The organism is Mesorhizobium sp. M4A.F.Ca.ET.022.05.2.1, assembly GCF_003998845.1.
Classification (GTDB): Bacteria; Pseudomonadota; Alphaproteobacteria; order Rhizobiales; family Rhizobiaceae; genus Mesorhizobium.
This window is the reverse complement of record NZ_RZOJ01000748.1, coordinates 1-1105: the sequence shown is the minus strand read 5'-3', so window position 1 is coordinate 1105 and position 1105 is coordinate 1. Positions and strand designations below refer to the sequence as shown.

At 67.6% G+C, this 1105-nt stretch carries 1 protein-coding gene; it reads left to right on the top strand.

The window, feature by feature from the left end:
* Window positions 1-1105: efflux RND transporter permease subunit (locus tag EN745_RS35100; protein ID WP_145992342.1), on the top strand; the 1105-nt coding region annotated here is incomplete at both ends.

Here is a 1105-nt window from a genome sequence, read left to right as displayed (position 1 = left end):
CTGGGTGCCGACCTATCTCTGGCTGCTGCGCAAGGCGCTCAATTGCCGCTGGATCACGCTGTTCGCCGGCATAGCCTTCTTCGCCGGCTCGATGCTCCTGGCCACGAAACTGCCTACCGAATTCATGGCTGCGGCCGATCGCGGCCGCTCAATGATCTCGGTCGAACTGCAGCCGGGCTCGACGATCGAGCAGACAACGGCCGTGGTGCAGGACATTGCAGAGCGCCTCGAGCGTGAACCGGCCGTCGACAGCGTCTTCGCCACGATCGGCACGGCCGCTTCCTCGGGCGGCGGGCCGAACCAGAGTTCGAGCTCGGCCGAGGTGCGCACCGCCACCGTCACGATCAATCTGAAGCCGCGCGCCGAACGCTCGCTCAGCCAGCAGGCGTTCGAAGCCGAAGCCTCGCCGAAGCTGAACGACATTCCTGGTGCCCGCATCCAGTTCGGCGCCGACGGCTTCTCCGGCGCCAAGGTGTCGATCACGCTGGTCGGCGATGATGGCGCAGCGCTCGAAAAGGCGAGCGATGCCCTGATCGACGAGATGAAGTCGGTGCCCGGCCTGATCAACCCGACCTCGACCGCCGCGACCACCAAGCCCGAGCTGATCGTGCGCCCCGACAGCGCCAAGGCGGCCGAGCTTGGTGTCACGCCGACGGAGATCGCTGCGACGGTCAAGATCGCCACCATGGGCGACACCGACACCAACCTGGCGAAGTTCAACCTTGGCGATCGCCAGGTGTCGATTGTCGTCACCCTGCCGGACGGCGTCATCGACGATCCGGCAAAGCTTGCCGTCCTGCCGCTGACCGGCTCCAAGGGCACAGTCCCGCTCGGCGCCGTAGCCGACATCGGCTTCAACGCCGGGCCGAACAGCCTGACCCGGGTGGAGCGCAGCCGCAGCGCCACCGTCGAGGCGGATCTTTCCGGTCTGACATTAGGCGAAGGCACCGCGGCCATCCGCGCCCTGCCGATCATGCGGAGCCTGCCGGCCGGCGTCCACGAGCTGGCGCGCGGCGACGCCGCCCGCATGCAGGAGCTGTTCACCGGCTTCGCCACGGCGATCGCCGCCGGCATCCTGCTGATGTATCTGACGCTGGTCCTCCTG